General features: G+C 64.4%; 24 protein-coding genes and 1 pseudogene. 10 read left to right on the top strand and 15 right to left on the bottom strand.

Annotation, left to right across the window (positions count from 1 at the left end; genetic code table 11):
- Position 1 precedes the first annotated feature (1 nt).
- A complete protein-coding gene (locus LY284_RS04460) occupies positions 2-1,198 on the top strand; it encodes an efflux RND transporter periplasmic adaptor subunit (RefSeq protein ID WP_014191509.1) in 1,197 nt (398 codons plus the stop codon).
- A gap of 2 nt (positions 1,199-1,200) precedes the next feature.
- A complete protein-coding gene (locus tag LY284_RS04465; protein WP_041730432.1) occupies positions 1,201-2,688 on the top strand; it encodes an efflux transporter outer membrane subunit in 1,488 nt (495 codons plus the stop codon).
- A gap of 70 nt (positions 2,689-2,758) precedes the next feature.
- Here the strand turns inward: LY284_RS04465 and LY284_RS04470 are convergent.
- Positions 2,759-3,381 (bottom strand): annotated as a pseudogene (locus tag LY284_RS04470) (hypothetical protein).
- A complete protein-coding gene (locus tag LY284_RS04475) occupies positions 3,381-4,787 on the bottom strand; it encodes a selenium-binding family protein (RefSeq protein WP_053568257.1) in 1,407 nt (468 codons plus the stop codon). Before LY284_RS04475 ends, LY284_RS04470 begins: the two are co-directional and overlap by 1 nt.
- Positions 4,788-4,977: 190 nt before the next feature.
- Between LY284_RS04475 and LY284_RS04480 the strand changes: the two genes are divergently transcribed.
- The gene (locus LY284_RS04480; protein ID WP_167350985.1) at positions 4,978-5,133 is read left to right on the top strand and encodes a hypothetical protein; all 156 of its coding nucleotides are present in this window, start codon (positions 4,978-4,980) and stop codon (positions 5,131-5,133) included.
- 66 nt (positions 5,134-5,199) lie between these two features.
- Here the strand turns inward: LY284_RS04480 and LY284_RS04485 are convergent, their stop codons facing one another.
- On the bottom strand, positions 5,200-5,523 hold the full coding sequence (locus tag LY284_RS04485) for a hypothetical protein (protein ID WP_014191505.1): 324 nt from the start codon (positions 5,521-5,523) through the stop codon (positions 5,200-5,202).
- A gap of 68 nt (positions 5,524-5,591) precedes the next feature.
- Positions 5,592-6,062 carry an Lrp/AsnC family transcriptional regulator gene (locus LY284_RS04490; RefSeq protein ID WP_014191504.1) on the bottom strand — a complete coding sequence of 157 codons (471 nt, stop codon included), beginning with the start codon at positions 6,060-6,062 and terminating at the stop codon, positions 5,592-5,594.
- 111 nt (positions 6,063-6,173) lie between these two features.
- Between LY284_RS04490 and LY284_RS04495 the strand changes: the two genes are divergently transcribed.
- Positions 6,174-7,106, top strand: coding sequence for a DMT family transporter (locus LY284_RS04495; RefSeq protein WP_050878284.1), 933 nt, complete (start codon positions 6,174-6,176; stop codon positions 7,104-7,106).
- Between the two features lie 13 nt (positions 7,107-7,119).
- Here LY284_RS04495 and LY284_RS04500 read toward each other — a convergent pair whose 3' ends face one another.
- Both LY284_RS04500 and LY284_RS04505 read right to left on the bottom strand, forming a co-directional pair.
- The gene (locus LY284_RS04500; RefSeq protein WP_014191502.1) at positions 7,120-7,407 is read right to left on the bottom strand and encodes a DNA-binding transcriptional regulator; all 288 of its coding nucleotides are present in this window, start codon (positions 7,405-7,407) and stop codon (positions 7,120-7,122) included.
- The gene (locus LY284_RS04505; protein ID WP_041731077.1) at positions 7,400-7,714 is read right to left on the bottom strand and encodes a transcriptional regulator; all 315 of its coding nucleotides are present in this window, start codon (positions 7,712-7,714) and stop codon (positions 7,400-7,402) included. The genes LY284_RS04500 and LY284_RS04505 overlap by 8 nt, the downstream gene beginning before the upstream one ends.
- A gap of 130 nt (positions 7,715-7,844) precedes the next feature.
- On the opposite strand from LY284_RS04505, the gene LY284_RS04510 reads away from it, so the two are divergent.
- Complete coding sequence (locus tag LY284_RS04510) at positions 7,845-8,756, top strand: recombination-associated protein RdgC (RefSeq protein WP_014191500.1); 912 nt, start codon at positions 7,845-7,847, stop codon at positions 8,754-8,756.
- Positions 8,757-8,795: 39 nt separating this feature from the next.
- On the opposite strand, the gene LY284_RS04515 is transcribed toward LY284_RS04510, so the two are convergent.
- The 5 genes from LY284_RS04515 to LY284_RS04535 all read right to left on the bottom strand — a co-directional run bounded on the left by LY284_RS04515 (position 8,796) and on the right by LY284_RS04535 (position 13,310).
- On the bottom strand, positions 8,796-9,863 hold the full coding sequence (locus tag LY284_RS04515; RefSeq protein WP_014191499.1) for a GGDEF domain-containing protein: 1,068 nt from the start codon (positions 9,861-9,863) through the stop codon (positions 8,796-8,798).
- A 40-nt stretch (positions 9,864-9,903) separates the two neighbouring features.
- Positions 9,904-10,674, bottom strand: a complete 771-nt coding sequence (locus LY284_RS04520; protein WP_014191498.1) for a hypothetical protein — start codon at positions 10,672-10,674, stop codon at positions 9,904-9,906.
- 492 nt (positions 10,675-11,166) lie between these two features.
- Positions 11,167-12,060, bottom strand: coding sequence for a DMT family transporter (locus LY284_RS04525; protein WP_375294232.1), 894 nt, complete (start codon positions 12,058-12,060; stop codon positions 11,167-11,169).
- A 69-nt stretch (positions 12,061-12,129) separates the two neighbouring features.
- Positions 12,130-13,041 (bottom strand): YihY/virulence factor BrkB family protein, encoded by a 912-nt coding sequence (locus tag LY284_RS04530; protein ID WP_050878279.1) that lies wholly within the window; start codon positions 13,039-13,041, stop codon positions 12,130-12,132.
- A 98-nt stretch (positions 13,042-13,139) separates the two neighbouring features.
- Positions 13,140-13,310: a hypothetical protein gene (locus LY284_RS04535; protein WP_175582462.1), complete on the bottom strand. Its 171-nt coding sequence runs from the start codon at positions 13,308-13,310 to the stop codon at positions 13,140-13,142.
- A 161-nt stretch (positions 13,311-13,471) separates the two neighbouring features.
- Between LY284_RS04535 and LY284_RS04540 the strand changes: the two genes are divergently transcribed.
- Positions 13,472-14,950: an NCS1 family nucleobase:cation symporter-1 gene (locus tag LY284_RS04540; protein ID WP_014191495.1), complete on the top strand. Its 1,479-nt coding sequence runs from the start codon at positions 13,472-13,474 to the stop codon at positions 14,948-14,950.
- A gap of 4 nt (positions 14,951-14,954) precedes the next feature.
- On the opposite strand, the gene LY284_RS04545 is transcribed toward LY284_RS04540, so the two are convergent.
- Complete coding sequence (locus LY284_RS04545; protein ID WP_041730429.1) at positions 14,955-15,278, bottom strand: hypothetical protein; 324 nt, start codon at positions 15,276-15,278, stop codon at positions 14,955-14,957.
- A 118-nt stretch (positions 15,279-15,396) separates the two neighbouring features.
- Between LY284_RS04545 and LY284_RS04550 the strand changes: the two genes are divergently transcribed.
- A complete protein-coding gene (locus LY284_RS04550; RefSeq protein ID WP_014191493.1) occupies positions 15,397-16,347 on the top strand; it encodes an alpha/beta fold hydrolase in 951 nt (316 codons plus the stop codon).
- Between the two features lie 16 nt (positions 16,348-16,363).
- Here LY284_RS04550 and LY284_RS04555 read toward each other — a convergent pair whose 3' ends face one another.
- Complete coding sequence (locus tag LY284_RS04555; RefSeq protein WP_014191492.1) at positions 16,364-16,798, bottom strand: diacylglycerol kinase; 435 nt, start codon at positions 16,796-16,798, stop codon at positions 16,364-16,366.
- Between the two features lie 171 nt (positions 16,799-16,969).
- Between LY284_RS04555 and LY284_RS04560 the strand changes: the two genes are divergently transcribed.
- The 3 genes from LY284_RS04560 (at position 16,970) to LY284_RS04570 (ending at position 21,592) form a co-directional block, all read left to right on the top strand.
- Positions 16,970-17,239, top strand: a complete 270-nt coding sequence (locus LY284_RS04560) for a hypothetical protein (RefSeq protein ID WP_041730426.1) — start codon at positions 16,970-16,972, stop codon at positions 17,237-17,239.
- Between the two features lie 125 nt (positions 17,240-17,364).
- Complete coding sequence (gene tehA, locus LY284_RS04565) at positions 17,365-18,402, top strand: dicarboxylate transporter/tellurite-resistance protein TehA (protein ID WP_014191491.1); 1,038 nt, start codon at positions 17,365-17,367, stop codon at positions 18,400-18,402.
- 1,321 nt (positions 18,403-19,723) lie between these two features.
- Positions 19,724-21,592, top strand: coding sequence for an FAD-dependent oxidoreductase (locus LY284_RS04570; RefSeq protein ID WP_233384658.1), 1,869 nt, complete (start codon positions 19,724-19,726; stop codon positions 21,590-21,592).
- Between the two features lie 428 nt (positions 21,593-22,020).
- On the opposite strand, the gene LY284_RS04575 is transcribed toward LY284_RS04570, so the two are convergent.
- Both LY284_RS04575 and LY284_RS04580 read right to left on the bottom strand, forming a co-directional pair.
- Entirely contained in the window at positions 22,021-22,806 is a 786-nt protein-coding gene (locus LY284_RS04575; RefSeq protein WP_014191490.1) for a 3',5'-cyclic-nucleotide phosphodiesterase, read from the bottom strand.
- A gap of 8 nt (positions 22,807-22,814) precedes the next feature.
- Entirely contained in the window at positions 22,815-25,043 is a 2,229-nt protein-coding gene (locus LY284_RS04580) for a CHASE2 domain-containing protein (RefSeq protein ID WP_014191489.1), read from the bottom strand.
- Between the last annotated feature and the right edge of the window lie 9 nt (positions 25,044-25,052).

Consider the following 25,052-nt stretch of genomic DNA (forward strand, 5'->3'; position numbering starts at 1 on the left):
AATGGACGAGCAGTTGTCGCAACGATCGGGTAACACGAAACGCACACGCCTAGTGATCGTGCTTGCGTTGATCGTGATCGTCGCGCTCATCGCGCAGGGCATCTGGTCGCGGCGCGCGGCGCATGCGGAACTCGAACGCGATGCCAGCGAACATGGCGTGCAGACGGTCGAGGTCATCAAGCCGCTGCGCATGAAGGCCTCGCAGGATCTCACGCTCGCGGGCGATATCCGCGCGTATTCCGATGCGCCGATCTTCGCGCGCACGAATGGTTATCTCAAGCGCTGGACCGTCGATATCGGCACGAAGGTGAAGAAGGGCGAATTGCTCGCGGAGATCGATGCGCCCGAAATCAACGATCAGCTTCGTCAGGCGCGCGCGGACGCGCAGACCGCGCGCGCGAACTATCTGCTTGCGAAGACCACGTCCGAGCGCTGGGCGCAGATGCTCAAGAACAACTCGGTGTCGCGACAGGAGACCGACGAGAAGAATGGCGACATGCTCGCAAAGGAAGCCGCGCTGAACGCGGCGCAGGCGAACGTGTCGCGGCTCGAGCAGCTCGTATCGTTCCAGAAGATCTATGCGCCTTTCGATGGCGTCGTCACCGCGCGCAATACGGATGTCGGTCAGTTGATCGATGCGGGCAGCGGCGCCGCGGGCCGCGAGCTCTTTCACATCCAGGATGCGTCGACGCTGCGCGTGTTCGTCGATGTGCCTCAGGCGTATGCGCGCATGATCACGGTGGGTCTGCCCGCCGAGCTGCTGCTCAACGAAGAGCGCAACCGCAAGTTCGAGGGCGTCACGGTGCGCACGGCGGGCGCGGTCGATCCGGTCGCGCGCACGATGCGCGTCGAAGTCGATGTGAAGAACCCGACCGGCGAGTTGCTCGCGGGCGCGTATGCGCAGGTGCGCTTCCGTCTCACGAGCGCCAATCCTTCGTACACGCTGCCGGGCAATGCGCTGCTGTTTCGCCCCGATGGCGTGCATGCCGCAAGCGTCGACGCGAACAATCGCGTGAAGCTGTTGCCGCTCACGCTCGGCACGGACTACGGCACGCGCGTGTCCATCGTCTCGGGATTGAATGGCGACGAGCGCGTGATCGTGAATCCGCCCGATTCGATCATCGACGGCGCGACGGTGCGCGTCGGCCGGGCGGATGCGCATGGCGGCGCATCGAAGACCGAAGGCAGCGAGTCGTGACGATGCGCCATCTAGTCCGATCCATCGCATTGCTAACGATTTCCGTTCTTGCCGGATGCACGGTCGGACCCGACTATGTGCGGCCCGACTTACCCGTGCCAGCCGCGTACAAATCGCAGCCGTCTTCGGATGCGGCATCGCAGGACTGGAAGGCCGCGCAACCCGCCGACGCGAAGCCGCGCGCGCCATGGTGGGAAGTCTATGGCGATCCGCAACTCAATGCGCTCGAAGAACGCGTCGCGAGCGCGAATCAGACCGTGGCCGCGGCCGCCGCGCGTTTTCGCGGCGCGCGGGCAGCGGCTGCGCAAGCGCGTTCGGCGTGGTTTCCGACCGTCACGGCAAACGCGGCGTTCAATCAGACGCGGGCGTCGTCGAACGTGCTGTACAAATCGAGCGCGGGCGTGACCGTGCCCGATTATCTGGTCGACGCGCAAATCTCGTGGGAGCCCGATCTGTGGGGCCGCATATCCCGCGCGGTCGAAGGCGGGCGCGCTGAAGCGCAGGCGAGCGCGGCGGATCTGCAAAGCGCGCTTCTATCGATGCAGGCCGAGCTTGCCACGCGCTACTTCGAACTGCGCGGCACGGTGGAGGAGGAGCGCTTGCTGCAGGCGACACTGCAAGCCTATGAAAAGGCGCTCGCGCTCACCCAGGACCGGTTCGCGGGCGGCGTTGCGGCGGAATCGGATGTCGCGCAGGCGGAAGAGCAATTGCGCGCGACACAGGCGCAACTGATCGATCTGGAGACCACGCGCACGAGCCTCGTGAATGCGATCGCGATTCTCGTCGGCGAGACGCCTTCGAGCTTCACGCTCGATGTCGCGCCGCTCAACGAGGCGCATGCGCCACATCCCGCAGCGGCGCTCGACGCGCTGCCGCTCGGCGTGCCGTCCGCGCTGCTCGAAAGGCGGCCGGATATCGCGGCGGCCGAGCGCCGCGTCGCCGAGGCCAATGCGCGCGTCGGCGTGGCGACGGCGGCGTTCTTCCCGAATCTCCTGCTTGCCGCGACTGGCGGTCTCGAAGCGACGCGCTTTTCCTCGTGGCTCGAAGCGCCCAGCCGTTTCTGGTCGCTCGGTCCGCAGCTTGCGTTCACGGTGCTCGATTTCGGCGGCCGCGCGGCGGCACGCGATGCCGCGCGCGCGGCCTATGACGAGAGTGTCGCGGATTACCGGCAAACGGTGCTGACCGCGTTCGGTCAGGTCGAGGACAATCTGAATGCGCTCGACGTGCTGCGCCGCGAAAGCGAAGCGCAGCGCAAAGCCGTCGATGCCGCGCAGCGCGCGCTCGGCAAGGTGAGCAACCGGTATGAAAACGGCGCGATCACGTACTTGAGCGTGGTGGTGACACAGGCCATCGTGCTGTCGGACCAGCGCACGGCGGTGAGCATCGAGCGGCGGCGCATGGCGGCGAGTGTCGCGCTCGTGAAGGCGCTGGGCGGCGGATGGAGCACGGCGGCGCTGCCGAGCGCGGAGGAAGTGTCGCGCCGAGATTGAATTTTGCGCGATGCATGCAAAATGCCATCGCGCATGATGCATGCAAAATGCCGCACGCCGAATGCCGGCGCTATACGAAGAGAAACACGCCGCATCCGATCAGCGCCGCGCTCCAGATCCAGTCGACGTTGATCCATCCGCTACGCAGAAAGCCGAGCCCGCCGCGTGCCTGCACGGACATCGCGAACATCGAAATCGCGGCGATCACCGCGAGCATCGCGGCCGTGTGCACCGTCAGCGCGATCGCGCTGGCTTCGAATGCGCCCGCCGCCACCTTGCCCGTGCACAGCGGCAGGAGCGCGGGCACGAGCATCAATCCCGCGCCGTGCGCGCTCGACATCACGAAGGACCACAGCGCGAGCCCGGCAAGCCCGGTGCGCATGCCCACGGTCGGCCGCCCGCGATGCCCGCGCCATGCGCGCCACACGCCCCAGCCGATCAGGAGCACTCCGCACGCGCGCGCCAGCATGTCGTGGCCGGCGAACGCGCCGAGCGTGAGCGCGCCCGCGAGCACGAGCGCAACCGATACCGCGTGCCCGAGCGCGATCGGCACGAGCGAGACCAGCGCGACGCGGCGGCTCTGCGCGTAGAGGCCGAGCGCGACCGCGAAGAGCCAGCCCATCGCGGGTTCAGGCCGTGGAACGCGCCGAGCCCCGCGGCGGTGGCGACGAGCGCGGGCGACGCGGCGTCCATCACGGATAGCAGTACGAATCCGACGAGCAATCGCCGCCTTGCAGCCGGATCTGGTGCGGCCGCTGCCCCTTCGGCCAGTCGATGAAAAACTTGTCGTCCACCGCGAGGCCGCCGTTGGGATCGGCGTCGAGCTTCACCATCCAGCCTTCGATGCCTTCGGGATAGAACTGCGCATCGACCGCGCCGTACAGCGAGTTCGTGAAGTAGACGCGGCGGCCGTCGCGGCTCACTTCGACCATCTGCGGGCCGCCGTTCAGCGTGCCGTTGCTTTTGCCGTTCGCGGCGCCCGGATGCGTCGCTTTCGCGACCACGCCGCCGATGCGCACCTTGCCCGTCAGCTTCGGCGCGAAGGGATCGGAGACGTCGTATTGCAGCATGTCGCCGGTGCCCCAGCACGACACGTAGAGGAAGCGGTCGTCCATCGAGAGATCGATGTCGGAGACGAGCGGCGGCACCGCGCCGAAGCCCTGCAGGAGCGGCGGAAGCAGGGACGCGTCGGCGGGCTCAGCGGGAATGTCGATGATTTTCTTCACCGCCCATTTGTCCTTGTCGCGATACCAGGTCCAGATCGACGACGACAGATCCTTGAGGCTGATCACGCAGTTGACGAAGCCGTAGGCCTTGGTCGGATCGTGCGCGGGGCGCAGTTCGAACACGAGCTGATATTCGTCGCCGAAGTCGATTTCCTGTATGTGCTTGCGCTTGGTGAAGTCCCAGAAATGCAGCTTGCGCCCGTATTTCGCGCCGAGCAGGATCTCGGGCACGAGGCCGTTCTCGAAGGTATCGGGCGTGCCCCATTCGCTCGTGACCATGGTGTCGTAGCCGAGATGCCACCAGCCGTCATAGGCGAGTTGTTGCGGGCCGCGATCCACTTCCCAGCGGCCAAGCGGATCGAAACTCTGCTGATCGAGCATCAGCACGCCGCCGGGCGCTTTGCCTTCGGCGTTGCCGAGCGCGGTGATATAGATGCCGCCCGGCCCACAATGCACCGTGTGCGGGCGCGTATAGCCGGTTTTTTCCGCGAGCTCTTCCGGCTCGATCGTCTTCACGATGACCGGCTGCTTCGGATCGGGCTTCGTGTCGATGATATGAATGCGCGACGAGCGCAGCCCTGGCACGACGAGATAGCGCCGCTCCATGTGCGGATGCGGCGCGTTCGGGCACAGGCACGACGAGCAGGCATTCCAGCCGAAGTGATGCAGTTCGTCGCCGGTATCGGGCATCGCGATTTCACCGACGATCTTCGTATAGTCCGGCGAATCCGGATCGACATCGACGACGGCGATCTTGTCCGGCGACTTGCGCTCGGGATCGAACGTCGCGACGTAGGCCAGCGTTTCGCGCGGCGCCTTGGCGGCGAGCCGCGGGGAAGGGTAGAAGCTCGGATCGGGTTTCCAGGTCGCCATGCTGCGTCTCCCAGTTGTTCGCTAATGGCAAAACACTCACGAAGCACACACGTGCAAGCACTATAGGACACAAGGGCGCGGCATGCTTTCGCCTGTTTCGTGGAGGCTTTCTCGCGCGTCGCGCTTTTTCGGCATGCAAAACTGTGCTTAAAATAGAGGCATTGCCCCTTGACCCACAGAGGAGGTTGCAATGGCCGAGCCGATGATCAGCCTGATGGCGGGAATCGTCCTGGTGCTATGCATCGCGGTGGTTCTCGTGATGCATCACCGACACCCGCATATCCAGATTCCGAAGGCGCGCTGGCTGGATACGCATCCGCCGCGCGACTGGCGGCACAGGCATTGAGCGTGCAGTGCAACGTGAATTAAGCGCATGCGGCGCCGGCATCGACCGGCGCTTTTGTGGGTGCGGCTATCCGCGTCGTGGCCCTTTCATGGCTTCGGCTTCCATCGCGGCGTGCCATTCCTCGCTGTTCTCGATCGGGTCCATGCCTTCGTCGATGAACGCCGACGCGCGCTCCGCCGCCGAGCGCGTTTCGTCCTCGGTGTCGTCGTCGGTGACGCCGTCCTCCTCGGCGGGCGGCTCCAGCATGTCCTGCAGCATCGCCTCCAGTTCGGGCGTGTCCCACGGCTCGTCGCGCTGATTCTTCTTCTTGATGTAATGCCTCACTTCGGCATCCTGCTCGGGTGTCAGCGGAAGGCCGCGGAAGGTGCGGGTGGCGTCGAAGTCACTCATGTTCGCTCCTTGCGCGCATAGCCCCCTCAGTGTAACGCCGTTCGTCTGCAGGTAAAAACGCGCAATGCTCAGCCGAGCGGCGGCAGGCGTCTTTCGATGGGCGTCGCCTTCACGATGGCCGTGCTCGTCGCGGCGCGCTCGGTGACGCGCGAGAGGATGTCGTCGAGATGTTCGATCGAGCGCAGCCAGAGGCGGCATACGAAACAGTCGTCGCCCGTGACCTTGTCGCATTCGACGAACTCGGGAATGCGCCGGATCGCGTCTTCGAGGAGATGCAACTGGCCGGGCAGCGGCTGCACCCGCACGATCGCCTGCAGCGTATAGCCGAGCGCGCGCGGATCGATATCGACGGTGAAGCCGCGAATCACGCCTTGCGTTTCGAGCCGCCGCACGCGCTCGGCGGTGCTCGGCGCGGACAGTCCCACGCGTTTGGCGAGCTCGCTGATCGCGATGCGCCCGTCGCCGGCCAGCACGCCGATGAGCTCGCGGTCGATCGCATCGATCGCTCCGTATTGCGGGGCGTTTAGGTTCTTTCCCATGATGGCCTTCGAATCCGAGGTCGAAAGAAGCATGCGCCTCATTTTAGGCATGGTTTCGCGGGAAGTGCATCGATAGACTGAACACATCGAAACCCGCATGGCAGACCCCTCATGACCACCGAAAGAATGAATGCCCGCATGACCGCCGCATCGGGCGCGAACGACCTGCGTCGCGGCACGATCGAGATGTCGCTCGCCATGCTGATGTCGGGCACGATCGGCTGGCTCGTCGTGTCGTCGGGGCAGACGCCGTGGAACGTCGTGTTCTTCCGCTGCGTGTTCGGCGCGGCGACGCTCATCGCCGTATGCGCGGCGCTGGGCTTTCTGAAGAAGCGCTATTTCTCGTGGCGCGTGATCGGGCTTGCGGCGCTCGGCAGCGTGGCGATCGTCGGCAACTGGCTGCTGCTCTTCGCCGCGTACTCGCGCGCGTCGATCTCGATGGCGACGACCGTCTACAACACGCAGCCCTTCATGCTCGTCGCCCTGGGCGCGATCGTGCTGCGCGAGCGCGTGTCGGCATCGACGCTCGCGTGGCTCGGCATTGCGTTCGTCGGGCTCGTGATGGTGGTGCGCGTCGAGCCCGCCGTGCTCGCGACGCCGGGGCAGTATCTCGAAGGCATCGCGTATGCGCTCGGCGCGGCCTTCCTGTACGCGATATCGTCGATCGTCACGAAGCGCCTGCAGGGCACGCCGCCGCATCTCATCGCGATGCTGCACGTGATCTTTGGCATCGCGATGCTCGCGCCGTTCGCGCGCTTCGACGCGGCGCCCGCATCGTTCGCGGGCTGGGCCGATCTCGTCGTGCTGGGCGTCGTGAACACAGGGCTCATGTACGTGCTGCTGTACGGCGCGATCCAGAAGCTGCCGGTGGCGACCACGGGCGCGCTGTCGTTCATCTATCCGGTGGTGGCGATCATCGTCGACTGGCTCGCGTTCGGACAACGACTCGCGTGGCTGCAAGCGGCCGGCGCAGTGCTGATTCTGCTCGCGGCGGCGGGGGTGAATCTGAAGTGGCGGATCGTGCCGCGCAGGGCAGGCCGCTGAGCTTGCGCGCGCTTTACGCCGCGCGCGGCAGGTCGCGCAGCGCTTCCGGATGCGCGACGGCTACACGCAATAGTGTTTGCGCCGCGCCAGTCGGATTGCGACGGCCTTGCTCCCAGTCCTGAAACGTGCGAATCGAAACGCCGAGCAACGCCGCGAACTCCGATTGAGAGACACCGACCTTCGCACGCGCCAGTGCGGCGACCGTCGGCTCGACGCGCGTCGTACGCGCGGTGCGCCCCTTTTTCATGTCGCGCACCGATTGGAGAAGATCGGCCTGAAACTTCTCGAGTTCCTTATCCATGTTGAATTGCCTCACGAAGCTGGTTGAGGAAAGCCGTTGGCAGATTGTCGAACTTGGCTTTCGAGTACGCGATCAACAGCCATATCTCGCCGTCATCCAGAACGTTGTAGTAGATGACGCGCGCGCCGCCACGTTTTCCTCTGCCGGGCGTGCTCCAGCGGACTTTGCGCAGCCCGCCCGTGCCGGGAATCACGTCGCCCGCGAGCGGATTGTTCGCGAGCCATACGATGAACGCCTCGCGTTCCGGGTCTTGCCAGATCTCGGCAGCATAGCGTTGAAATACGGCGGTTTCGATGATCGTGTACATCGAACGATTATACGGCATTGCCGTATAGCGTCCAGTGTCATGAAGCGGCCGCGTCGTGCGGACGAATTCTTCGTCACGAGCACCGTCGTATAAAATGACGCCCCCTCCGACTACATCGAAACTCCGCGCCATGTGGTTCAAGAATCTTCAGCTTCACCGTCTTCCCGCACACTGGTCCGTCACGCCGCAGCAAATCCAGCAAGGGCTCGCGCCGCTCGCGTTCAGCGCTGCGTCGAGCATCGAAAACGAGCGGCGCGGCTGGGTCTCGCCGCGCGGCGACGACGAGCTCGTCTACTCGGCGAACCGTCAGATGCTCATCGTCTATCGCGCGGAGAAAAAGCTGTTGCCCGCTTCGGTCGTCACGCAGTTCGTCAAGGAACGCGCGGCCGAGCTCGAAGAGCAGCAGGGCTTCAAACCCGGCCGCAAGCAGATGAAAGAGCTCAAGGAACAAGTCACCGACGAACTCCTGCCGCGCGCCTTCAGCATCCGCCGCGACACGCGCGTGTGGATCGATCCGGTCAACGGCTGGCTCGCGATCGATTCGGCATCGGCGACTGTGTGCGACGACATCATCGGCCTGCTCGTGAAATCCGTCACCGATCTGCCGCTCGCCAGCGTGCGCACCGCGCGCTCGCCCGTCTCCGCGATGACCGAATGGCTGCTCTCGGGCGATGCGCCCGCAGGTTTCACGCTCGACCGAGACACTGAATTGCGCTCGACGGGCGAAGGCAACGCGACGGTGCGCTACGTCGGCCACGCGCTCGAAACGGATGACATGCGCCGCCATATCGAAGCCGGCAAGCAATGCATGCGTCTCGCGATGACCTGGAACGACCGCGTGTCTTACGTCCTCACGCCGTCGCTCACCCTGAAGCGCGTGAGCCCGCTCGACGTCATCAAGGACGCGGCCGATCCCACCGCCGCGAACGACGACGAACGGTTCGAATCCGATTTCATCCTGATGACGGGCGAACTCGCGCGCATGCTCGCCGATCTGACCGAGGCGCTCGGCGGCGAAGAGGATCTACGCGCGGCGGCGTAAAAACCCCGCTTATAGGCGCTTATAAGCGTTTGTGGCGCCTTACGCCGAAGCCGGCGCGGAAGCGAACGCGTAATTGTTCTTGCCGTTGCGCTTGACGGTGTACATCGTTTCGTCGGCGGCGGCGACGAGCCGCCAGTAATCGTGGCAGCGATCCGGAAAACTCGCGATGCCGATGCTCGCGCGCACGATCGACAGCCCCATCTGCGCATCGGTCTCGGCGACGCACGCGATGATCCGCTGCGCGATCACGGCAAGCTCGCCATCGCTCGAAAACTCGCGCACGAGCAGCGCGAATTCGTCGCCGCCGATTCTCGCGACCATGTCGCCGCCGCGCACCGTCTGGCGGAAACGCCTCGACACGGCGATCAGAAACTCGTCGCCGATGCGGTGGCCATGCGTATCGTTGACGCGCTTGAAGCCGTCGAGATCGATGTACAGCACCGCGATGCGCTTCGTGCCGCGCGCGCCGCCCGCGAGCGCATTCGCGGCTTCCTCCAGCGCCGCGAAGAGCTTGCGGCGGTTGGGCAGGCCGGTCATCGGATCGTGCAGCGAAGCCTGCTCGAACTCGTTCGAGATGCCCAGAAGCTGCCGGTTGCGCTTGGCGTACATGCCGAGCGCGGTGATCAGCACGCCGAACACGATCGCCGACAGCGCGATCAGCGTATGCGACACGCTCAGAATGCGCTCGCGCACATCCGCGCTCGTGCGGTCGCGCTCGGTGCGCCACCAGGCGTAGGTGGTATCGAGCGCGGTGCTCGCTTCGCCGAGCGCCGCCGAGGGCGACAGCACGGCGGCGGGCACGGAGGGCGCGGACATCGGACTGGACGCGACGAGCGCATGCAGCGCGGCAAGCCGGCCCGCCAGTTCGATGCGTGTCTCGCGATACGCGGCCTGATGCTTCGTATCGTCCGAGGGAAGGTTCTGCAAGGAGAGGGCGGCCGCGCGCGCGGTGTCGGCGCGTTCGACCGCTTCGAGCACGAGCCCGACGTATTCCTGCTGCAATTGCGCGGAAAAGATCGCCCGGACCTGGAACGCCAGAAGCAGCAGCCCGATCAGCAGGCACAACAACGCCGCGCCCGCGAGCGGCGCGGGGCCGGGCACGGGCACGCGCCTGAGTGCGCGCCGCACGCGGCTCGCCAGCGTCGCCTCAGGGACGTGAATACTCCTCTCGCTGACGGTTCGGAACATTGTGTCGATAGCTCACTCGATGGAAAAACGCGCCTACGCGGGCGAACAGTCCGCTTTCGGGCTTCGCGCGCGTCTGCTGCCTGCGTGCCTGCGCGGCCGCACTGGCGCGATTCGACGCGGTCTGCTGCGCCGCCGCCGGATTGCCGCGGCGCTGCACGGCGGCGCTCTGCACGGGCGGGGCGGATGTCGGTTCGCCGGCCTGCGCGGAAGCCGCCGCAGCCGTCGCGAGCACGGCCGCGCCGGTAGCGTCCGCAGTGTCGGACGTCACGGCGAGCGAGGGTTCGTCGGCGGCGTCGCCGGGCGGCGGGTTGTCGGCGAGCGTGGCGGTCTCGACGGGCGGCGGTCCTTCGGTCGTCGCGGACGGACTTGTGTAACCGGCAACCGTGGTGGTCAGCGGTGTTTCGACCATGCCCGACGACTCCGTGCGCGCGACGATCGCCGGCTGATCGATGCCGAGCGTCTTGCGCGCGCTCGCCATCGCTTCGGCGTAGACGCGCTGGTCGTGGTTGAACCACATGCTGTAGGCGACGGTGCCGAGCACGCCGATCCCGAGCGCCGTCGCGGACGCCATCCACAGCGCGAGGCGTCCGAAGCGCAGCGGCGTACGTGCGGGGCCGGGGTCGTCGTCGTAATCGATTGCAGGCTCCGCCAGGTTGAGGACAGTGGGATCGTTCGCCGGACTCGCGTGGTCCGCGACGCTCTCTTCGGGCAGCTTTGCTTGGTGAGGCATGACAGCGCTCTCCAGTACGTATTCATCACACGGCGCGTCGGACGGTGAAACGTCCGCCGACGGCGCGAAATCAGCGCGTCTCAAGCTATGAACCATCGAGCGCGATGCGGCTTGTCGGAACGACAGCCGGATGCCGGTCCGGCTCACGCCGTCCGGCTTCATTTTTTGCCAATCAATGTAACCCGCACCTCATACCGCGACAATCAGGGGTGGCGAGGTGATGCTCGAACGGACGCGCGAAAAGCGCGCGGATGCCCGCTGCATCGGACCGGTTAAGCGTCACCCCGCACCGGGCGCGAGGCGCTTCCCACATCGCGGGACGCCGTTGCAGGCATAACCGCGCACTACTTCAGCACTTTTCGTTCCCACCCCGATTTGATGAATCGTCCATGCATCATTCTTCAGAGGAAGTTCCCGCGCGTATGTGAGTTGCCGCACATACGGACTGCGGCGCGGCGTGAGCGCGCGGGCGGCGGGCTCGGGACGGTCGGCTCAGTGGCGTTTCGACAACACGACGAGCGCGATGCCGCCGAGAATCGCGACCGAGCTCGCGACGAGCCGCGCGCCGAGCGTCTCGCCGAGCAGCAGCACGCCGCCCGCCGCCGTGATGACGGGCACGCTCAGTTGCACGGTCGCGGCGATGGCCGGCTTGAGCCCCTTCAATGCCGCGTACCAGATGACGTATCCGAGGCCCGAAGTCAGCGCGCCCGAGGCGGCGGCATAGGCGAAACCGGCGGCGTCGAAGCGCGCGTGCGCGAACGCCGCCGCCGATAGCGCCGCCGCGAAAGGCAGTGCGCGCACGAAGTTGCCCGCCGTCGCCGCGACCGGTTCGGCCTGGCCGCGTCCGCGCAGCGAGTACACGCCCCAGCCGATGCCTGCAACGATCATCAGCGCCGACGAGAGCGGATCAGGCGCGGCCAGCCCCGGCAGCACGAGCCAGACAAGCCCGGCGAGCGCGAGCGAGAGGCCGAGCCACTGCATCGCCGCGAGCCGTTCGCCGATCGCGATGCTGTAGCCGATCATCGTCGCCTGCACCGCGCCGAAGAGCAGCAGCGCGCCGGTTCCGGCCGCGAGCCGCACGTAGGCAAAGGAAAACGCCGCCGCGTAGCCGATCAGCGGCAACGCCGACGCCCAGCTTCCCGCATGGCGAAAAGCTTGCCGTGCGCCGCCGGCACGGGCCATCAGAATCACCGACAGCACGAGCGCCGCCGCCGCGATGCGCACGAGCGTGAAGCTTGCCGCGTCGATCTGCGTGCCCTTGAGCGCAAGACGGCACAGCAGCGAATTGCCCGCGAAGGCGAGCATTGCGAGGGCGGTGAGCATCGCGATGCGCGCGCCGTACTGCGCGGGCGCGGGGAAAGCGGAGTGGGAGCCGGGCTTGGACATCGGCAGCGCGACGAAACGAGGGGCGCCTCACTGTAGCGCACGTCCGCCGCGAAAACACGCTGCGTCGCTTCAATCGGTCGTGAAGGGCTGCGGCGGCGTTTCGTCTTCCATGCCGAAGCGCTCGAATTCCGAGATCACCTGCGCGCCGAAGAGCAGCAGCGTCGCGAGCGCTTCGAGGCTGAACAGCACGACGATCGACGTCGTCAGCGAGCCGTACACGACGCTCACCTGCGAGAGCGTCGCGAAGTACCACACGAGCACGTGCCGCGTGATTTCCCACAGCACGGCCGCCGTCACGCTGCCGAGCAGCGCCAGCCGCAGCGAGGGCCTGCCGACCGGCATCACGAGATAGATCGACGTGAGCACGAAGATCTCGCCCGCGACGCCGAGCAGATAAAGCAGCAGGCGCGACACGCCTTTCAGCGACACTTCGACGCCGAGCAGATCGACGCTGTTGGAGCCCATCGCCTGCAAGCCGTTCGACACGAGCGTGACGATCAGCATGCCGACGCCGAGAAACAGGATGTAGCAGTAAGGCAGCAGCGCCGAGAGCAGAAAATGCCGGCGGCGGATCGCGACGCGATGCACGAAGATCACCGACATCGCGTTTTCCAGCACCGTGAAGGCGAGGGAGGAAAAGAAGATCATCGTGACGAGCAGCAGCCAGCCGAGCACCGCGCGATGCGCGAGAAAGTTCGCAAGCTCGCGCACGATCGCGCGCGCCTGGCCCGGCACGAGCCATTCGAGCAGATGCGTGAGGGTATCCAGCAAGGCCTGCTGTCCGACGAATTTGGACAGCACGATCACGATCAGGATCAAAAGCGGAATGATGGACAGCAGCGCGTAGTACGCGACCGCGCCCGCAAGCAGCAAGCCCTGATTGGCGCGAAATGCCTTGATCGTGCGCATCGCGAAACCGAACGGATGCTTCGCGACGCTTCTCACCTGCGGGCCCAGCACGGGACCGAGAATCTTCGACATGGGACCTCCGCGGCGCGGGCGCTGCCCATCCTTTTCGGCCGAGCAAATTTCGCGCCCATGGCGAGCGTCGCGCCAGGGGGGCCGCAAAAAAACGCGGGTCAGCTCGGGCGGCGGGCCTCGCTGCGCGCCGCCGCGTGTTGCGCGGCTTCCTCGAACGCGAGATCGAGGATGATGTCCACTTCGCGCGCGGGCAAGTCCGCCGCGTCGATGTTGCGCAGCCGGCAGAAAAGCGCGAGCGCCTCGGCTGCGGCGGCGAAGGCGTCGTTCATGTCGCGGGAGTGAAGGCGTCTTTTTCTCATGATGCACATAACGGCAGCCGCACGGCCGGACTTTAATGCCCGAAAACGCCGTCCGATGCCTTCACTTTCTCATTTTTGATCATCTACTCTAAGTACATAACTCGCGCCCGCCGAAGGCACTGGAGGACAACATGGCCGCTTCCCACACGACCTCCGCCGACGATGCCGCGCATGGCGCCGACGCCGAAATCGTCAACGCCGACGAGCGTCTCTACAACCACGACCTCGCGCCCGTGCCGCGCGCGAAGCGCACCTGGAACGGCTACAGCATCTTCGCGATGTGGATGTCGGACGTGCACAGCGTGGGCGGCTACACCTTCGCGGCGAGTCTCTTCCTGCTCGGCATCTCCGGCTGGCAGGTGCTGCTCGCGCTCACCATCGGCATTCTGATCGTGTATGTGCTGATGAACTGGGTCGGCAAGCCGAGCCTCGTGCACGGCATTCCGTTTCCGGTGATGGCGCGCGTCTCGATGGGCGTCATGGGCGCGAATCTCGCCGCGCTGATTCGCGGCGTGGTCGGCATCGTGTGGTACGGGGTGCAGACGTATTTCGCGTCGAAGGCGGTGGCGACGCTGCTGCTCCTCTTCGTGCCATCGGTCGCGGCGTGGCGCGATACGAGCTTTCTCAGGCTCGACATGCTCGGCTGGGTCAGCTTTCTCTTCATGTGGCTGTTGCAGCTCATCATCTTTCAGCGCGGCATGGAGATCATCCGCAAGTTCATCGATTTTTGCGGGCCGGCCGTGTATGTCGTGATGTTCGTGCTGATGGGCTGGATTCTGTATCGCGCGGGCCTCGGCAGCCTGAACCTCACGCTCTCGGGCAAGGTGCTTTCCGGCGACGAGCAGCTTCACGCGATGATCAACGCGACCTTGCTCGTCGTGAGCTATTTCGCCGCGCTGCTGCTGAATTTCGGCGACTTCTCGCGTTTCGCGAAGAGCGAGCGGCAGATGAAGGTCGGCAATTTCCTCGGGCTGCCGTTCAACTTCGTCGCGTTCGCGATCATCACCGTGATCGTCACCGCGGGCAGCGAGAAAGTGTTCGGCACCATGATCATGGACCCGGTCGAGATCGTGTCGCGCATCGAGAACAAGGTGTGGGTCGCGATCGGCAGCATCACGTTCATCATCGCGACGATGGGCATCAATATCGTCGCGAACTTCGTCTCGCCGGCCTACGACATCGCCAATCTCTTTCCGAAGCACGTGGACTTCAAGAGAGGCGGGCTGATCGCGTCGATTCTGGCGGTGGTCGTGTGCCCGTGGATTTTCGTCGACAGCCCGAAGGCGATCACGATTTTCGTCAGCGTGTTCGGGGCCGTGCTCGCGCCGATGTACGGCGTGATGATGTCCGACTACTACCTCGTCAAGCGCCAGCAGGTGCGCACCGCCGAGCTCTACACGATGCAGCCCGACGGACGCTTCTATTACGACGGCGGCTGGAACAAGGTCGGGCTCTTCGCGCTGATCGCCTCGGGCGTGATTTCGGTCGGCTGGGAACTCTCGACGCAGATGCTCAAGCTCCTGCCGCCGAACAATCTCGGCTGGCTGATCGGCGCGGTGGCGGGCGCGCTGCTCTACGTCGTGTTCATGCGCCTCGCGAACCGGAAGTAGGCGCTCATTTGAGCCACTTGCGCACGTCCGATTCCCATTCGGGCTGGCCGCAGTTCGGCGGATTCTCCGGGCCGAGCACGGTGATATAGCCCTTGTCCTTCATGCACGCCTCGTAGGCGCGCACCTGCGTGCAGCGGCCTGCGCCGGCTTTTTTCGCGACGGCCTTGCAGGCGGACATCGAGTTGTCCATGCCGCTGAAGTCGGCGTCGCCGGTGTCGTTCCACGGCGGCGGATTCGCGCTCGCCGAAAATTCGACGGGCGTGCTGCACGCGGCGAGCATGAGCGCGGCGGCGGCGGGGACAAGGCACAAGCGGAAGAGTCGGTTCATCGGCGGGAACTCCTTTTTCTTAAGCTCTTGTTGAAGGTGCGAAATCCGCCGCCTATTATTCCTCGCGGTTGCGGCGCGCGCCGCTTTTTTTGTTCATCGAACCCGCCCGGAGCGCCGGATGAAATTCCTCGTGTCGTTGCTGACCGCCGCCGCGCTGTCGATGCCCGCGCATGCCGACGATGTCTCCTTCGGCCCGAATCAGCTTTGCGGCCTGCAGGCCTCGCGGCCCGACACGAACCCCGCCGTGCGCGTGAAGACCGTGCAGGGCAGAAACGGTCCGATCGGCTACGCGCGCTTCGGGCGCGGCACGCCGCTTCTGCTCATCACCGGCTATCGCGCGACGCTCGGCGAGTGGAACACGTACTTTCTCGGCGAGCTGGCGAAACATCACGACGTCATCGTGTTCGACAATCGCGGCATCGGGCGCACGGCCGCGATCGAGGGGCGCTTCGGCCCGGATTACGGCATTAGGGACATGGCCGCCGACGCCGCCGATGTCATCGCGGGCCTGAAGCTGTCGCGCGTCGATGTGCTCGGCTGGTCGATGGGCGGCATGATCGCGCAGCAGCTCGCGCTCGATGCGCCGGAGAAAGTCGAATCGCTCACGCTGATTGCCACCGCGCCGCCGGGGCCGCAGGCCGTGCCGACTTCGCCGGACGTGCTGGCGGTGCTGTCGGGCTCGGGCAAGGACGCGTTTCCGCAGATCATGCGCGTGCTGTTTCCGGCGAACGTGGCGGGCGAGGCGTCGCAATGCTTCGTCGGCGACATGTTCGCGCCGCACGGCTACAAGGGCCGCCCGGTGCCGGATGCGGTGGCCGCGCAGCAGAACGCGGCGATGACGCGCTGGTTCGCCGATTCCGCCGCCGCCGATGCCTTGCGGCGCTCGCCGGTGCGCACGCTGATCGTGGCGGGCGCGAACGACGAGGTGCTCGCCGACGCCAACGCGCGCCGTCTCGAACAGATCATTCCGCGCGCGACGCTCGATGTGGTCGCGGACGCGGGCCATGCGCTCATGTTCCAGTATCCGGTCGAACTGGCTCGGCACGTCGATGCGTTCGTTTCGAAGTAGAACGCGACGCGCGCTTCTAGAGTTGCACCCGAAGCCAGTGCCAGGCGAGCGGGCCGCCGATCACGGCCCACGTCATCGCCGCGATCACAAGCGCGATCGTCACCGCCGCGCTGCCGCAATCCTTCGCGCGCGCGGAGAGTTCGTGACGTTCGAGCGAGATGCGGTCGATGGCCGCCTCGATGCTCGAATTGATCAGCTCGACGAGCAGCACCAGCAGCACCGACGCGGCGAGCATGACGCGCTCCGCCGCGCTCACCTGCACGAGTGCGGCGATGGGCAACAGCACCGCCGCGACGCAGACTTCCTGACGAAACGCGCTTTCCTCGCGCCACGTCGCGACGAGGCCCGCCCATGAATGGCGCAGCGCGAAGACGCCGCGCAGCAGGCCGCGGCGCTTGACGGATGCGTCCTGCGCAGGCGTGGAAGAGGAGTGCGGACCCGAACGGTTCATGGGCCGATGTTACCGCTTCGCCCGGCGCGCAAGCGAAAGGGAAAACGAAAGCGAAAGCGCCGTGCGCTCGGAAGTCCACGTATCGCGTGCGAATCGCCTTGTCAGCACGATCGGCGCGCCGTCATACTGACCCGCGCATCGACAACTACAAAAGAGACCGGGGAATTCGCCATGAAGTCACGCTTTACCGCTGTTCATCTGCGTCCCGTCGAACTGGCCGATCCGCATGTCGCGCACCTGTACATGGCGTGCGCCGATGCCGAAGCGCGTCTGTCGGGCGCGAGCAAACTTGCCGCCGCGGCCGTGTACGAGGCGCGCGAAAAAACGCTTGCGGCGTTGTGGGCGCGTCTCGATGCGCTCGACCCGAAGCTCGGCCGCGAACTGAAGCGCGCGGTGAGCGACTGGCACGACATCGCCGTGAAGCTGCGCGGCGGCGAATGACATGAGACGCGCGAGCAGCCGAACGAGACGTTGCGACATTCGCACGCGAGGCCGCGGCCGCTAATCTTTCTCCAACGACGCACCGAGAGCATGACGCTTTCGACGGACATCCAAGGAGAAGGGCAATGAACAGCAATAATGGTACGAACAATCGCGCGCCGATGCCGGTGGCGTTCTTCGGCATCGCTGTGGGTTCGCTCGCGCTCGCGGGCGCATGGCGCGCGGCGGCCCATGTATGGTCGATGCCCGCCGCCGCGCCCACGCTGCTGACCGCGGCCGCGCTCGTCGTGTGGCTCGCGGTGTCCGTGGCTTACGGACGCAAGTGGCTCGTCGAACGGGACGCCGCCATCGAGGAAATGCGTCATCCGGTGCAGTCGTCGTTCGCGGCGCTCGCTCCGGTTTCGACGATGCTGGCCGCGCAAGCCGTGCAGCCGTATTCGCGCGAACTCGCGATCGCACTTTTCGCGATGGGCGCGGCGGCTGCGCTCGCGCTCGGCGCGTATCTCCACGGACGTTTCTGGCAAGGCGGCCGCAAGCCTGAACAGACCACGCCCGCCATCTATCTGCCGACGGTCGCGTCGAGCTTCGTCGCGGGAACGGCGGCGGCGGGACTCGGCTTCACGCAAGTCGGAATGTTCTTCTTCGGCGCGGGCGTGTTCTCATGGCTCGCGATCGAATCGGTCGTGCTGCACCGCGCCGCCGTGCACGACCCGCTGCCCGATGCGCTGCGCCCGAGCCTCGGCATCCAGCTTGCGCCGCCGGTCGTGGGAGGCGTGACGTATCTCGCGATCACGCACGGCGCGCCGGACACGTTCGCGTACATGCTGCTCGGCTACGGCCTCTATCAGGCGCTGATGCTTGCGCGCCTCGTGCCGTGGATCCGTCAGCATGCGTTCACGCCGTCGTATTGGGCCGTCAGCTTCGGCGCAGCCGCCTTGCCGACGATGGCGATCCGCATGCTCGAACGCGGCGCAACGGGACCGATGGCGTGGATCGCGCCGGTCGCCTTCGTCGTGGCCAACGTGGTGATCGGCCTGCTGATCGTTGGAACGGTGCGGGCGATCGTGGGCGGTACGTTGTTGCCCGCTGCGGCTCCGGCTGTTGCGGCGGTGAGGGACAACGTGCGGTCGATCGAGCAGCGGGCGGTGGGGGTATCGCGCTGAATCAGTGTCGAGATTCACGTAAGTTTGAATCGCAGTGACGGCGAAGCGGGCGAAGGGCGACGCGCTGTTCAGTCAACTCTGAATCGACGGTTCGTTTAACTTTGAACACCGAACGAGCTACAACCTCGAAAGGAGGTAAGCGCAATTCTGGGACGCCACGTTTGCGGGAAACGCTGTCACGAAATCCAGACGATATTCCTTGTTTCGAATAGCCCTGCGGAGCCTTGTAATCCATACCGGATTGACTAATCTGTCTTCGATAGTCCCACGACTTGCAAGACAAGTATGGAAAACACGCATAATCCTCCTTTTTCCGCACTTTTCTTGTCAAGGGAAAGCCAATCTCCAGACGCTATGTGACGATTGGCGCCAACGATTTGTGGAGGAACGAGCAATGTCCTCGAAGATAGAATCCATTGACTTAGCTTGGAATTTACAGCACCGGCAAGGCCTTGTCAGAATAAGGTTAGCGTCGGGTCAGACGGCGGATTTTGCGGTTGACGGTATAAGTGACCTTGCAGGGTGGGCAGCTTTGAAAAAGCAAGGGCCGCTTGTGCTCTCTTCGAATGGTTGGGTGCATAAGGAAGATGAGGCCCCGCTTGAAGGCACAGAAGTTCCGTTTCCATTTGCATAGTTTTATGTGCTTTCCCCGCGCAACCGAAGCCTGTTTGGATCGGCAGGGAAATTCTGTTCCACAGAAACTTCAGGAGCGGTCGTGATCCGAAGAACTGTGAGTAGAAATATCGTCATTTCAGTGTCTCTTGCGGCTAGCGCTGCAGCGTTTCATTCAAGTGCTTCTGCTTGCGATATCTCGAAAATGCAAGACTGGATTGGAAAAGCTTAGAAAGATAGTTACACAAAGAAGAGTCCGTGAGAAGGGTCAGACCTAACGAGATGGTCTCACAGGATTACGATCCCGATCGGCTGACAGTGAATCTGGATTCGCGTCGAAAGGATTGCAAGGATCGCCTCATTCAAGCGTGGGCAAGCGCACATTGGGCCTGCGTCGAGCGAGTGAGTGAAAGCTGACTTGGCCGCTTATCTCGGCAATTCTGACCGTCAAAATGGATACGCGATGCCCAGGCGGATGGCGGCTCATGGCCGAGTCCTGACTCATGACGAATGGTGGCCCCTCGGCACCTCGCCCATAATCGAGGCTATCCCAAATTGACTTGAAGCGCCGCCCGAAAGATGATGCATCGTCAGACCGCGCAGGCGCCGCATTTTGCCGGGGTCGCCAGACTATTGGATCAGACAAATAGAGGCAACCGGTATTCCAAACTGTTACGCAGCATACGATCCTGCCAAAAAGGAGATCACGATGACCGTCCAGAAGAATAGAGAAATGGTGGGGATTGTTGGCGGCGGTGTCACAGGACTGTTCTGCGCTCTGGCACTGCAGCACCTCAATATCCCGTTCAAGCTGTTCGAGTCGACTGACCGGCTGGGCGGCAGAATCAGAACAGTGAGACTGAAGAAAGATGGTACGGTCTGGAAGGATTTCGCTCGGTGCGTCGAACAAGGAGAGGACGTCGGAAAACACCTTGACCACTATGCGGACTTTGGTCCGATGCGCCTGGAACTAGATTTGCAGAAACTCATGGAAGCGCTGCTTTCTATGCTGGAAATCACAAGAGCACCTCAGAATGAGCTGGGGCACTGGAAGCCGCATCTGATCGAGTTCTCTCCGTACTCGTCTTCGGTGTCCACTCTGGATCCCGACTTTGGTGGTCCCGAAACGGAGAAGTGCATTTCACCTCTGGGCCTTCTGCGCCTCGGCATCATCAGAGTGCTCCTTGCAATACAGATTGATTCTGCGTTTCCCGTATCCGAAAAACTGCAGCGTTTTCGGGAAACCAAGAATATCGACAGTTTTGATGAGGAAGGGCAGAAGGAACTGCTTGTAGACTGGCTGGCAAAACTGAATGATGGTGACTACGCCGACCTGCAACGAAACGGAAAGTGGCTAGAAACTCCAAACATCCACAAAAACGGAGAAGCCGCGCCCACCAATCTGTGCCAGATGGGCTTCTGGAATTTGCTGTCGGATGTTATTTCCCACAGCTCGATTATGAAAATTCAGACGCTGGGAACCTTCTACCATCTTCTGCCCGATAATCCCAACGCAGCGGAATGGCTCATATGGTGGATGAAGGGGATGGCTTACGGTCACCGGCTGTCTGGCATCTGCGGGGGGGCGGAATCGATCATAGATCGAATGCGCGTCAGGATCACCAATCCTGACTTGAGAATCAAAACGAAGCATACCGTCAGGCGGATGATCAGAGACGGCCGAGGATGGGTGCTGGGATTTGGTCAGAAAGGGGCCGACGCGCATTGTTCGCGAGTAATACTTGCCATACCAGCAGCCCCGCTCAACGGCCTTGTGAGGGGGAATATCGAGTACTTTAAAAAGATTGAGCCTCGAATCTTGGAGCTGACTGATTCTGCATTCGGATTTCCCATGGTCAAAGTGTTTGCCTTTGTCGATAAGAGATGGTGGAAGGAGCCGATGTCTGGTAATCAGTACGCCACCCTGATCCCAACACGCGAACTGTACTATTGGGATGGCATGACCGAGGGAAGTCCGACGGGCATGATCATGGCCTATACCGACCGCCCCGCGACCGCCTTCTGGTCCAATTACGCACCTGCCGGAGACGAAACGGACGTTGTCGACTACGCAGGGGTAGGACTGAATTCTAGACTCAAAGGAAAGATCCTCAGCTATATACAAATGGCGAGCGGCGACAAGGTAATCGCGAACAACATTCCATGGTACGGAATTCGTGACTGGGGTAGAGAACCGTATGGGGCGGCCAACCACGCCTGGCGTCCGGAAAGAAGGTTCTGGGTCGTCATGAGACGACTTGCGGATGTGGGAAAGGGCAGCGGGATCCATATATGCGGAGAGGCGTACTCCGACTATCACGGCTTCATCGAAGGTTCGTTGCGCTCAGCGGTGTACGCGATACATCGTTTGCTCATTGCCATGGGAGAACGCGATGATTTGCAGTGGGTGAACGCAGTCTTGGGAAACAAGTTGGGGAGCGAGGACTTTGCGGCCCTTGACACATGGGTCAGGTCGCTCGATGCGATCGACACCAGCGAGGAGTTTGTGCTACGTGAGTCACCCGACATGGGAAAAGCCGCTGCGGAACCTGACGCTCACTCAAAAGCGCGTACGTAGCGAGAATCGGGCGCGGAGAACGGTGGGAGAAGGTGACAACCGCTGATCAGTCATCTCAAGAACGACGCTATGACCACGGGTTGAAATCGATTTGGTCCGACATTCACGGCAGCGCGAATGAACTGCGACGAACCTGATTGAATGTCTTGCACCGGACCCGATGCGCTCCGTTGGGCTTCGCATCACCTCGACGGCAGATCCTGACGCAAAGGAGCCTTTCAAGCGTCTTCAGAAGAGGCATCTCAAATGTCCCCTCGTGGCCGAGACCGGGCACACAACTCCTGCTGCTAGCGTCGGTCATTCGCCGCCCCTCCACGTCATCGCCGTCCTCGCGACCCCCCGCCGACTCTCGCCTCCATCGCATCGGCTCAACCGCCAAAAGCCAGCGATAACCGAACAGAATTCAGAGCTAAACCGAATCCCGACAATCACACGCTCAACACCTCTCCAGCCCGCAACGCCCGCAACGCAACGCCCGGCAACGCGGCGCGCAGTTCCGTGAGGATCTGCGCGCCGTGCGGCGGCTTCAAATGCGAAATCAGCAGTTCCGCCTTCAGCCCGATCCCGCGCAAATCTTCCGCGATGAGCCGCGGACAATAATGATGCGCCGCATGCGCCGTCGCGATCTGCGCATCGGGAAACGCCGTCTCGACGATCACATAGCGCAAGCCCGGCAGCGCGGCGGCGGCCGACCAGAAATCCGGATTCGTCGTGGTGTCGCCGCTGAACGCGAGCGAGGCAGTGTGGCTTGACACGGCGAACCCCACTGCCGGCACCGCATGACGCGCGGGCAGCGCGGTCACGATGCGCCCGCCCAGCATCGCGCGCTCGCCGGTTTCCAAAGGCTCGAACCGCACGCCGGGCGCCTCGGGCGACGGAATGCGCGTGAAGTCCGGCCAGATGAGATTGTTGAAGATATGCGCCTGCAGGATATCGAGCGTCGCGCGGCTTGCGTGAACCGTCAGCGGCGCGGCGCGCGCATCGCCGACGGCATCGATCATCAGCGGCAGATACGCGATGTGATCGAGATGCGAATGCGTGATGAATACGTGATCGATGCGCGCGAGCGCCTCGTCGCCGAGCACGGCGACGCCCGTGCCCGCATCGATGAGCATGTCGTCGTCGACGAGCAGCGCGGTCGTGCCGACCGGATCACCAGCGCCGTCCGGCCCGCCGCCGATCGCGCCGCTACAGCCGAGTACCCGAACGTTCATGCTGGATCTCATTTGACATCGAACGCGCTCACGCAGTCCCAGTCTTCGGGCAGCTCGACGCCGCGCAGCGCGTCGATACGCTTCCGGTACAGCGCATACACCTGCCGCTCAGGATACTGCGCCGCGAGCGTCGCGAGTAGCGTTTCGGCCTCGCTCCACTCGCGCGCCCGGTAGTGCGCGAGCGCCGCGTGCCAGCGCGCGAGCGCATCGGCGTGTTCGTGCGGCGGCTGCGGCTCGAACACCGCGATCGGCGCGACGCGGCCTTTCACGCGCACGCGGTCGATCTCGCGGAACACGAATTCCGGCGCCTGCTCGCGCGTCGCCTCGCCGACGATGATGTCGATATCGAAGCGCCGCGTCAGTCCTTCGAGCCGCGCCGCGACGTTCACCGCATCGCCCATCACGGTGTACGCCTTGCGCACGGACGATCCCATGTCGCCGACCGTCATCGGCCCCGTATTGATGCCGATGCCGATCCACAAGGTCGGCCAGCCGCGCGCCGTGAGCGTGCGGTTCAGATCGACGAGCGCCGCGCGCATGCCGAGCGCCGCCGCGACGGCATGGCGCGCGTGATCCGGATCGTCGACGGGCGCGCCCCAGAAGCCCATGATCGCATCGCCGATGTACTTGTCGAGCGTGCCGCGATGCGCGCGGATCACCTCGGTCATCGTGCCGAGATACTCGTTCATCAGGCGCGCGAGCGCTTCCGGTTCCAGCGTCTCGGCTATGGCGGTAAAGCCGAGCACGTCGCAGAACAGCACGGTGAGTTCGGCGCGGCGGCCCGTCATGCTGTAGTCCTCCGGGCTGCGGCTCATTTCCTCGACGAGTTCCGGCGGCACGTATTGCCCGAAGAGCGCGGCGAAATGGCGTTTCGCGCGCGCCTCGACGAAATAGCCGTAGGACATGTTGAGCACATAGAGCGCGAGCACGGCGAGCAGCAGCGGCGCCATCGGAATCGACCAGCCGAGCCGCGCGAATGCGTAAAGATCGGCCGCGACGATCGCCGCGAGCAGGAGCACGGTGCCGAGCGTCGCGCGGGCGGGCATGTGCCACGGCCACAGGAAAATCATCGCGAGGCCGGCTGCGGCGAGCGCGAGCGCCTGCAACGCTGACGCGAACGGCGGCCTGAAGCGGATCGCGCCGTCGAGCATGCCGCCGATCAGGTTCGCGTTCACTTCAACGCCGGGATACACCTCGCCGGCGGGCGTCGTGCGCTGATCCATCAGGCCGGGCGCCGTGGTGCCGAGGAGCGCGATCTTGCCCGCGAGCGCGCCCGCCGGAATGCGCGCGGCGAGCACATCGGCGACGGAGTAGTAGGGGAAGCTTCCCGCCGGCCCGCGATACGGCACGAGCGCCGCGCCGTTTTCATCGACGGGAATCGTACGCGTGCCGCGCGGCGTCGTCAGCGCGAGGCCGGAAAGTGGGGCGGCCGGGTCGGCGGGATCGTCGAAAAGCGGGGTGACGGCGGCGTCGCCAAAGAGCGCGCGGATCACTTCGAGCGAGAGCGCGCCGTATACGCCGTCGCGGTAGGCCGTGATGAGCGGCACGCGACGCACGGAACCGTCGAAATCGATCACCGGGTTGAAGTAGCCCGCGCGTCGCGCCGCCTTTTGCAGCGCGGGCAGGTTGCCGCCGTAACTGGTCCAGTCGAAGAGCGTGAACGGATGCGTGCCGAACGCGCGGTCCGAAAGAAGCGGCGCGCCGATTGCGCCGCTCGACGCCTCTCCGTTCGAAAAGTAATAGCCGAGCACGACGGGGCGGCCCGCGAGCGCATCGGCGAAGCGCCGGTCGTAGTCGAGGCGCGGCGTAAGCGCATCGAGCGCGCGGCGGTAGGCGTCGTCGCCGGCGAGCGCGCCGTGCGCGAGGTCGTCGAGCACGGCGAGGCCCGAGCTGGCGTCGGGTTCCGCGAACACCATGTCGAAGCCGAGCACGGCCACATGCTCGCGCGTGAAGAGCGCGTCGATCAGTTCCGCCATGCGCGCGCGATTCCACGGCCAGCGGCCGAGTTCCGCGAGGCTTTTCTCGTCGATGTCGAGTATCGCGATGCGTGTGTCGGCCGTGCGCGGCATGAAGAGGCGCACCTTGGCGTCGTAGATGAGCGCGTCGAGCGTATCGGCGAAACGGATGTCGTAACGGCCGAGCGCATGACCGGCGAGCGCGGCGACGAGCGCGAGTCCGAGCGCCCAGCGCAGTCCGGAGCGCCTGAGCGCGAACGCGAAGGGCTCGCGCGTGCTCACGGCGGCTCC

The sequence above is a fragment of the Caballeronia sp. PC1 genome, from assembly GCF_021353155.1.
In the GTDB taxonomy this organism is placed as follows: Bacteria; Pseudomonadota; Gammaproteobacteria; order Burkholderiales; family Burkholderiaceae; genus Caballeronia; species Caballeronia cordobensis.

Coding starts and splice junctions, on each gene's coding strand:
- LY284_RS04480 (WP_167350985.1), top strand. CDS start 4,978: ATGGCCGAGCCGATGATCAGCCTGATGGCGGGAATCGTCCTGGTGCTA.
- LY284_RS04510 (WP_014191500.1), top strand. CDS start 7,845: ATGTGGTTCAAGAATCTTCAGCTTCACCGTCTTCCCGCACACTGGTCC.
- LY284_RS04575 (WP_014191490.1), bottom strand. CDS start 22,806: ATGAACGTTCGGGTACTCGGCTGTAGCGGCGCGATCGGCGGCGGGCCG.
- LY284_RS04475 (WP_053568257.1), bottom strand. CDS start 4,787: ATGGCGACCTGGAAACCCGATCCGAGCTTCTACCCTTCCCCGCGGCTC.
- LY284_RS04525 (WP_375294232.1), bottom strand. CDS start 12,060: ATGTCCAAGCCCGGCTCCCACTCCGCTTTCCCCGCGCCCGCGCAGTAC.
- LY284_RS04520 (WP_014191498.1), bottom strand. CDS start 10,674: ATGCCTCACCAAGCAAAGCTGCCCGAAGAGAGCGTCGCGGACCACGCG.
- LY284_RS04495 (WP_050878284.1), top strand. CDS start 6,174: ATGACCACCGAAAGAATGAATGCCCGCATGACCGCCGCATCGGGCGCG.
- LY284_RS04530 (WP_050878279.1), bottom strand. CDS start 13,041: ATGTCGAAGATTCTCGGTCCCGTGCTGGGCCCGCAGGTGAGAAGCGTC.
- LY284_RS04460 (WP_014191509.1), top strand. CDS start 2: ATGGACGAGCAGTTGTCGCAACGATCGGGTAACACGAAACGCACACGC.
- tehA (WP_014191491.1), top strand. CDS start 17,365: ATGAACAGCAATAATGGTACGAACAATCGCGCGCCGATGCCGGTGGCG.
- LY284_RS04550 (WP_014191493.1), top strand. CDS start 15,397: ATGAAATTCCTCGTGTCGTTGCTGACCGCCGCCGCGCTGTCGATGCCC.
- LY284_RS04505 (WP_041731077.1), bottom strand. CDS start 7,714: ATGTACACGATCATCGAAACCGCCGTATTTCAACGCTATGCTGCCGAG.
- LY284_RS04535 (WP_175582462.1), bottom strand. CDS start 13,310: ATGAACGACGCCTTCGCCGCCGCAGCCGAGGCGCTCGCGCTTTTCTGC.
- LY284_RS04570 (WP_233384658.1), top strand. CDS start 19,724: ATGACCGTCCAGAAGAATAGAGAAATGGTGGGGATTGTTGGCGGCGGT.
- LY284_RS04560 (WP_041730426.1), top strand. CDS start 16,970: ATGAAGTCACGCTTTACCGCTGTTCATCTGCGTCCCGTCGAACTGGCC.
- LY284_RS04500 (WP_014191502.1), bottom strand. CDS start 7,407: ATGGATAAGGAACTCGAGAAGTTTCAGGCCGATCTTCTCCAATCGGTG.
- LY284_RS04555 (WP_014191492.1), bottom strand. CDS start 16,798: ATGAACCGTTCGGGTCCGCACTCCTCTTCCACGCCTGCGCAGGACGCA.
- LY284_RS04485 (WP_014191505.1), bottom strand. CDS start 5,523: ATGAGTGACTTCGACGCCACCCGCACCTTCCGCGGCCTTCCGCTGACA.
- LY284_RS04540 (WP_014191495.1), top strand. CDS start 13,472: ATGGCCGCTTCCCACACGACCTCCGCCGACGATGCCGCGCATGGCGCC.
- LY284_RS04545 (WP_041730429.1), bottom strand. CDS start 15,278: ATGAACCGACTCTTCCGCTTGTGCCTTGTCCCCGCCGCCGCCGCGCTC.
- LY284_RS04465 (WP_041730432.1), top strand. CDS start 1,201: ATGCGCCATCTAGTCCGATCCATCGCATTGCTAACGATTTCCGTTCTT.
- LY284_RS04490 (WP_014191504.1), bottom strand. CDS start 6,062: ATGGGAAAGAACCTAAACGCCCCGCAATACGGAGCGATCGATGCGATC.